Source organism: Pseudoxanthomonas sp. LjRoot204_2, from assembly GCF_056175765.1.
Genome location: NZ_JBGFFG010000190.1, coordinates 1 through 6,485, shown reverse-complemented (window position 1 = coordinate 6,485; position 6,485 = coordinate 1). Strand labels below are relative to the sequence as shown.

At 69.0% G+C, this 6,485-nt stretch carries 7 protein-coding genes and 1 pseudogene; 5 read left to right on the top strand and 3 right to left on the bottom strand.

Going from position 1 to position 6,485, the window contains the following annotated elements; all coding sequences use genetic code 11:
- The 3 genes from AC04L7_RS10410 to AC04L7_RS10400 all read right to left on the bottom strand — a co-directional run.
- On the bottom strand, window positions 1-127 hold a 127-nt coding region (locus AC04L7_RS10410), incomplete at its 3' end, for a DUF6587 family protein (RefSeq protein ID WP_475512950.1).
- Between the two features lie 2 nt (window positions 128-129).
- A complete protein-coding gene (gene feoB, locus AC04L7_RS10405) occupies window positions 130-1,995 on the bottom strand; it encodes a ferrous iron transporter B (RefSeq protein ID WP_435998054.1) in 1,866 nt (621 codons plus the stop codon).
- Window positions 1,992-2,237, bottom strand: coding sequence for a FeoA family protein (locus AC04L7_RS10400; protein ID WP_296278326.1), 246 nt, complete (start codon window positions 2,235-2,237; stop codon window positions 1,992-1,994). Before AC04L7_RS10400 ends, feoB begins: the two co-directional genes overlap by 4 nt.
- 108 nt (window positions 2,238-2,345) lie before the next feature.
- On the opposite strand from AC04L7_RS10400, the gene AC04L7_RS10395 reads away from it, so the two are divergent.
- The 5 genes and pseudogenes from AC04L7_RS10395 to AC04L7_RS10375 form a co-directional block, all read left to right on the top strand.
- The gene (locus AC04L7_RS10395; protein WP_435998051.1) at window positions 2,346-3,146 is read left to right on the top strand and encodes an enoyl-CoA hydratase-related protein; all 801 of its coding nucleotides are present in this window, start codon (window positions 2,346-2,348) and stop codon (window positions 3,144-3,146) included.
- Between the two features lie 4 nt (window positions 3,147-3,150).
- Window positions 3,151-3,552: a VOC family protein gene (locus AC04L7_RS10390; protein ID WP_435998049.1), complete on the top strand. Its 402-nt coding sequence runs from the start codon at window positions 3,151-3,153 to the stop codon at window positions 3,550-3,552.
- Entirely contained in the window at window positions 3,552-5,543 is a 1,992-nt protein-coding gene (locus AC04L7_RS10385) for an acetyl/propionyl/methylcrotonyl-CoA carboxylase subunit alpha (protein WP_475512949.1), read from the top strand. Before AC04L7_RS10390 ends, AC04L7_RS10385 begins: the two co-directional genes overlap by 1 nt.
- Window positions 5,540-6,166 (top strand): hypothetical protein, encoded by a 627-nt coding sequence (locus AC04L7_RS10380; RefSeq protein WP_435998045.1) that lies wholly within the window; start codon window positions 5,540-5,542, stop codon window positions 6,164-6,166. The genes AC04L7_RS10385 and AC04L7_RS10380 overlap by 4 nt, the downstream gene beginning before the upstream one ends.
- A pseudogene (locus AC04L7_RS10375) lies at window positions 6,166-6,485 on the top strand (hydroxymethylglutaryl-CoA lyase); the annotation flags it as partial. The gene AC04L7_RS10380 and the pseudogene AC04L7_RS10375, both read left to right, overlap by 1 nt.

Here is a 6,485-nt window from a genome sequence, read left to right as displayed (position 1 = left end):
GGGGCAGCGCCAGTGCGATCCGCGCCCTGCGCAACGGCCCCGGGAACTGCTTCTTCAGCACCACCCACACGCTGGCCACCACCAGCATGGCGATGACGGCGTACTGCAGGGAGAGCGAGAGGTCCATGGTCAGCCGGCGCCCAGCGCACGGGCGAGCTGGTACGTCACCAACGACGCCAGATACGCCAGCGCGAACAGGTAGAACGTCGCGAAACCCATCTGCTTCCACGAGTTGGTCTCGCGCTTGATCGTCGCCAACGTCGAAATGCACATCGGGGCGTAGATGAACCACACCAGCAACGACAGTGCGGTCGCGAGCGACCAGCCGTCGCTGATCACTGGCGTCAGCGCCTGGATGGCGGCATCGTCGTCGGCGGCGGAGAGTGCGTAGATCGTGGCCAGCGAGGACACCGCGACTTCGCGCGCGGCCAGGCCGGGGATCAGCGCGATGCAGATCTGCCAGTTGAAGCCCAGCGGCGCGAAGAACACGGCCATGGCATGGCCGATGCGTCCCGCGAAGCTGTAGTCGATGGCCGGCCCCACCGCGTCGGCCGGTGCCGCCGGGAAGTTCAGGAGGAACCACAGCAGGATGGTCAAGGCAAGGATGATGCCGCCGACGCGCTTCAGGAAGATCATCGCGCGCTCCCACAGGCCGATCATCAGGTCGCGTGGGTGCGGGATGCGGTAGGACGGAAGTTCCAGCAGCAGCGCATGCTCGCTCTTGTCGCGGCGCCACTTCTTCATCACCCACGACACGATCAATGCGCTGGCGATACCGGCGGCATACAGGCCGAACAGCACCAGACCCTGCTGGTTGAAGACGCCCCAGACGGTCTTCTGCGGGATGAACGCGCCGATCAGCAGCGCGTACACCGGCAGGCGCGCCGAACAGGTCATCAGCGGTGCGACCAGGATCGTGGCCAGGCGGTCGCGCGGGTCCTGGATGCTGCGCGTCGCCATGATGCCCGGGATGGCGCAGGCGAAGCTCGACAGCAGCGGGATGAAGGAACGTCCCGACAGACCGGCCGATGCCATCATCCGGTCCAGCAGGAACGCAGCACGCGGCAGGTAGCCGCTTTCTTCCAGCGCCAGGATGAAGGCGAACAGGATCAGGATCTGCGGCAGGAACACGATCACGCCGCCCAGACCGGCAATGACGCCGTCGACCAGCAGACTGTTGAGCGGACCTTCCGGCAACAAGCCGCCGACCCACGCACCCAGCGCGCCACTGCCCGCCTCGATCAGGTCCATGAGCGGCGTGGCCCAGGCGTATACCGCCTGGAAGATCAGGAACATCACCACCGCCAGCGCCAGCAGCCCGAATACCGGATGCAGCAGCCAGCGGTCCAGCGCGTCCTCGATCCTGCCCGTGCGCGTGGGCATGCTCACCGCCAGCGATAGCAGGCGGCGCGTTTCCGCGTGCAGGTCTGCACCTTCCCCAAGGCGCAGGCGGGGCTCATGCGGATGTGCGGCCACCGCATCGATGCGATCCACCAGCGCACGCGCGCCACCGTGCCTGACCGCGATCGTTTCGACCACGGGCACGCCGAGCTCCCGCTCCAACGCCGCCAGGTCGATGGTGATCCCGCGTCGCTGGGCGGCGTCCATCATGTTGACCGCGAGGATCATCGGCTTGCCGAGTTCACGCACTTCCAGCGCGAAGCGCAGGTGCAGGCGCAGGTTGGTGGCATCCACGACACAGACCAGCACATCGGGGGCGGATTCGCCGGGATAGAAGCCGCGGCAGACATCGCGCGTGACCGCCTCGTCCAGGCTGGCGGCGTGCAGGCTGTACGCGCCCGGCAAGTCCAGCACCGCGTAGCTGCGGCCGGAGCCGGCGGAATGCAGCCGCCCTTCCTTGCGCTCCACCGTCACGCCGGCGTAGTTCGCCACCTTCTGCCGGCTGCCGGTCAACTGGTTGAACAGCGCCGTCTTGCCGCAGTTCGGGTTGCCGACCAGCGCCAGCCGCAACGTCGATGCTTCGGACGCGCTCACGTCGCGGCTCCTTTGCGCAGGCGCACGCGCGCGGCTTCGGAACGGCGCAGTGCGAACCGGGTAAACCCGACCTGCACGAGCAGCGGCTCGGCGCCGAACGGACCTTTCGCGACCACTTCGACTTCCTCGCCGTTGACGAAGCCCAGTTCGCGCAGGCGGCGGGCAATGGTGTCCTGCGGACCGTGGTCCTCGACGGCGTCGACGATGGCGGGGGTGCGCCAGGGGAGTTCGGTCAGGATCACGCAAAGCCCTCAAATGCGAATTGTTCTCATTGTAGCACCGCCGCACTGCACGACGGCCGCAACGGACTGTGCCGCTATCATTCGGCGACCCAGCACGGAATGGCAGGCATGGCGGTATCACCGCAGATACACCCTCTGGCAGTGACCCGCACCGGCGCCGTGGTGCGCCTGCGGCTGGACCGCCCCACCCTCCACAACGCTTTCGACGCCGGCCTCATCGCCGCGCTGACGGCGGCCCTGGAGCAGATCGCCCGCGACGCCACCGTCAGGGTGGTGGTACTGGAAGGCAGTGGCGCGTCCTTTTCGGCCGGCGCCGACCTGAACTGGATGCGCGGCATGGCCTCGGCCAGCGAAGCGGAGAACCGCGACGACGCCCTCGCCCTCGCCCGGCTGATGCGCACGTTGGACGAGCTGCCGAAACCCACCGTGGCGCGCGTGCAGGGCGCTGCGTTCGGTGGTGGCGTCGGCCTGGTGGCCTGCTGCGATATCGCCATTGGTGTACCGGAGGCGAAGTTCGGCCTCACCGAAAGCAAGCTGGGCCTGCTGCCGGCGGTGATCTCCCCGTATGTCATCGCGGCGATCGGGCCACGCGAGGCCAGGCGCTGGTTCGCCACCGCTGAGATCTTCGATGCCGCCACCGCGCTGCGGATCGGGCTGCTGCACGAGGTGGTGGCCGCCGATGCGCTGGATGCCGCCGTGGAGCGGCAGGTCTCGTGGCTGCTGAAGGCCGGCCCGCATGCGGCCGCGTCTGCGAAACGCCTGGTGGCGCGCGTTGCGGGCGGCGTGGACCGCGACCGGCTGGATGCCGACAATGCCGACCTCATCGCCGCGCTGCGGGTTTCGGAGGAAGGCCAGGAAGGCCTGTCCGCCTTCCTCGACAAGCGTGCACCGCGCTGGGCGAAGGACTGAATCGATGATCGACCATCTGGGAATCGAAGTCGCGGACTACGCGCGCAGCCGTGCGTTCTACGAGCGCGTCCTCGCGCCGCTGGGCTATGGCGTCGTCATGGAGGTGACGCGCGAAATGACCGGTCGTTACCAGGGCTGCGGTTTCGGCCCGCCGGGTCGCCCGCATTTCTGGGTTGGCACGGGCAGCGGTGCGCCCGGTCGCGGCTCGCATATCGCCTTCACCGCGGGCAGCCGCGCGCAGGTCGATGCGTTCCACGAAGCGGCGCTGGCCGCCGGCGCACGCGACAACGGCGCGCCAGGCCTGCGCGCCCACTACCACCCCACCTATTACGGCGCCTTCGCCATCGACCCGGACGGGCACAACATCGAAGCGGTGTGCCACTTGCCTGCGGATACCGAAGCCTGATGTTCTCCAAGATCCTGATCGCCAACCGTGGCGAAATCGCCTGCCGCGTCGTCCGCACCTGCCGCCGGCTCGGCATCCGCACCGTGGCGGTCTACTCCGAGGCCGATGCCGACGCTCAGCACGTCCGCCAGGCGGACGAGGCGGTACTGATCGGCGGGCCGCGTCCGGCCGACAGTTACCTTCGGGGCGACGCCATCATCGAGGCTGCGAAGCGGACCGGTGCCGAAGCCATCCATCCGGGCTACGGCTTCCTGTCGGAGAACGCCGACTTCGCCGATGCGGTCGTGGCCGCCGGCATGGCGTTCATCGGCCCGTCCGGTGCGTCCATGCGCAAGATGGGCAGCAAGGCCGGCGCAAAGGAGCTGATGGCGGCGGCCGGCGTGCCGGTCGTGCCCGGCTACACCGGCGAGGACCAGTCGCCGAACACGCTCTCGCGCGAGGCCGCGCGCATCGGCTTTCCGCTGATGATCAAGGCGGCGCACGGCGGCGGCGGCAAGGGCATGCGCGTCGTGCACCGGCTGGAGGATTTCATCGCGCAACTGGAAAGCTGCCAGCGCGAAGCCGCCAATGCCTTCGGCCGCGACCGCGTGCTGCTGGAGCGCTACGTGCAGTCGCCGCGCCACATCGAGATCCAGGTGTTCGCCGACACGCATGGCCACACGCTGCACCTCAACGAGCGCGAGTGCTCCGCCCAGCGCCGCTACCAGAAGGTGCTGGAGGAATCGCCGTCGCCCTTCCTGACCCCTGCCCTGCGCACCGCCATGGGCGACGCCGCCGTGAAGGCAGCGCAGGCCATCGACTACGCCAACGCCGGCACGGTGGAATTCATCGTCGATCCCGACGGCCGGTTCTATTTCATGGAGATCAACACGCGCCTGCAGGTGGAGCATCCGGTCACCGAGCTGGTCACCGGGCTGGACCTGGTGGAATGGCAGCTGCGCGTGGCGGCCGGCGAGCCGTTGCCGCTGGCGCAGGACGCCATCGTGCAGCGGGGCCATGCCATCGAAGTCCGCCTGTATGCGGAGGATCCGGAAGCCGGTTTCCTGCCGGGATCGGGACGGCTGGAGTCGCTGGTGCTGCCGACGCCGTCGCCGCACGTGCGCATCGATGGCGGCGTGGTGGCAGGCGACCTGGTCACCATCTTCTACGATCCGATGATCGCCAAGCTGATCGTCTGGGGCGAGGATCGGCCGACCGCACTTGCCCGCCTGCGCGATGCGCTGGCCGACTGCGACATGGTGGGGCCGAAGTCGAACATCGGCTTCCTCGAACGGCTGGCGCGCCACCCGGCCGTCGTCGAGGGCCGCATCGACACCGGCTACCTCGACCGTCACTTGGAAGAGTTCATGCCCGCCGCCACGCTGGCGCACGACCTGCAGGTGGGCGCGGCCGTGGCCGTGCTGCTGGAACAGGAAGCGTCGGCGCGCGGTGCAGCCGCCATCTCCACGGATCCCGGCTCGCCGTGGGCCATCGCCGACGGCTGGCGGCTGGGGCATGCCGGGCGTCGACCCCTGGCCTTCCTGCACCGCGACCAGCGCTGGGACGTGCTGGCCCACGGTCATGCGGGGCGCTACGCCGTGGATATCGAGGGAGCGACCTACCCGGTGGAGGGGGCGCGCCTGACCGCTRGGCTGCTCGAGTTGCGTATCCATGATGAGGCCCGGCGCTTCCGCGTCCACCGCCACGGCAGCCGCGTCACCCTGCACGACGGGGAGCGCCGCGCCATGCTGGAGACGCTGCCGGCGTACCGGCGCGTGTCCGGCGGCGACAGTGGCGGGGACGGCCGCATCATTGCGCCGATGCCGGGTCGCGTGGTGGTCGTCAAGGCGAAGGCGGGGGACAACGTGGAAGCAGGACAGGAACTGCTGGTGATGGAAGCTATGAAGATGGAGCTGGCCGTCAAGGCGCCGCGTGCCGGCGTGGTCGCGGAACTGCGGGTGGCCGCCGGCGACTTCGTCGAGGCCGATACCGTCCTGGTGGCGCTCGAGTGAGGTTCGCCCGGCCGTCATCGTCGCGTGTCGCCTTCGTGCTGCTGGTGGCCTGCACGCTGGGCGGCTGCGTGATGTTCGAACAGCCGCCGGCGCCCCTCGCCTGCGACCCGGCGCTGGTCGGTCGCTGGATCCCGTTGCCGGACAGCCCGCAGGACCGGGTGCCGTTGGGCAAGGACGACTACGCCGACGTCGACGCCACGTGCCGCGTGCGCCTGCACGACGAAGCGCGCACCGATGCGCCGCAGTTCACCGCACTCGGGTTCGAACTGGACGGCCAGCGTTACCTCGCCCTCGGCTATCGCGAACTGGAAGGCCTGTTCGGTACCGGCAAGGCCGCCGCGCCACCGATCCCGAAAGGCATGCCGCCCGGAGCCGTCACGCTGCTGAAATACCGCATCCGCAACGATACGCTGCAGATCGCGATGCTCGACACGGTGGACATCATGCAACGCGTGCAGCAGGGTTCGCTGAAGGCGCGCGAGGCCGACGCCAGCACGTATGTGTTCGAAGGCAGGCCCGAGCAACTTCGCAAGCTGCTGACGGACGAGCCCGCCCTGTTCGACGCCTTCGACGGGCGCGACAAGACGCTGCGCATGCGCCGTGCGAAGGACGGGAAGCGGTGATGGACACCCTGCCCGCCCCCGCGGATTTCGTCCGCATCGTCGAAGTCGGTCCACGCGATGGCCTGCAGAACGAGAAGACCCTCGTGGCCACCGCGGACAAGGTGGAGTTGATCGACCGGCTGTCGCGCACCGGCCTGCCCAGCATCGAGGCGACCAGTTTCGTCAGCCCGAAATGGGTGCCGCAGCTGGCCGACGCCGCCGAGGTCTTCACCGCCATCCAGCGACGCCCGGGCACGGCATACCCGGTGCTGGTGCCGAACGAAACCGGCTACGACCGCGCCCGCGCCGTCGGCGTGGACGAAGTCGCGGTGTTCACGGC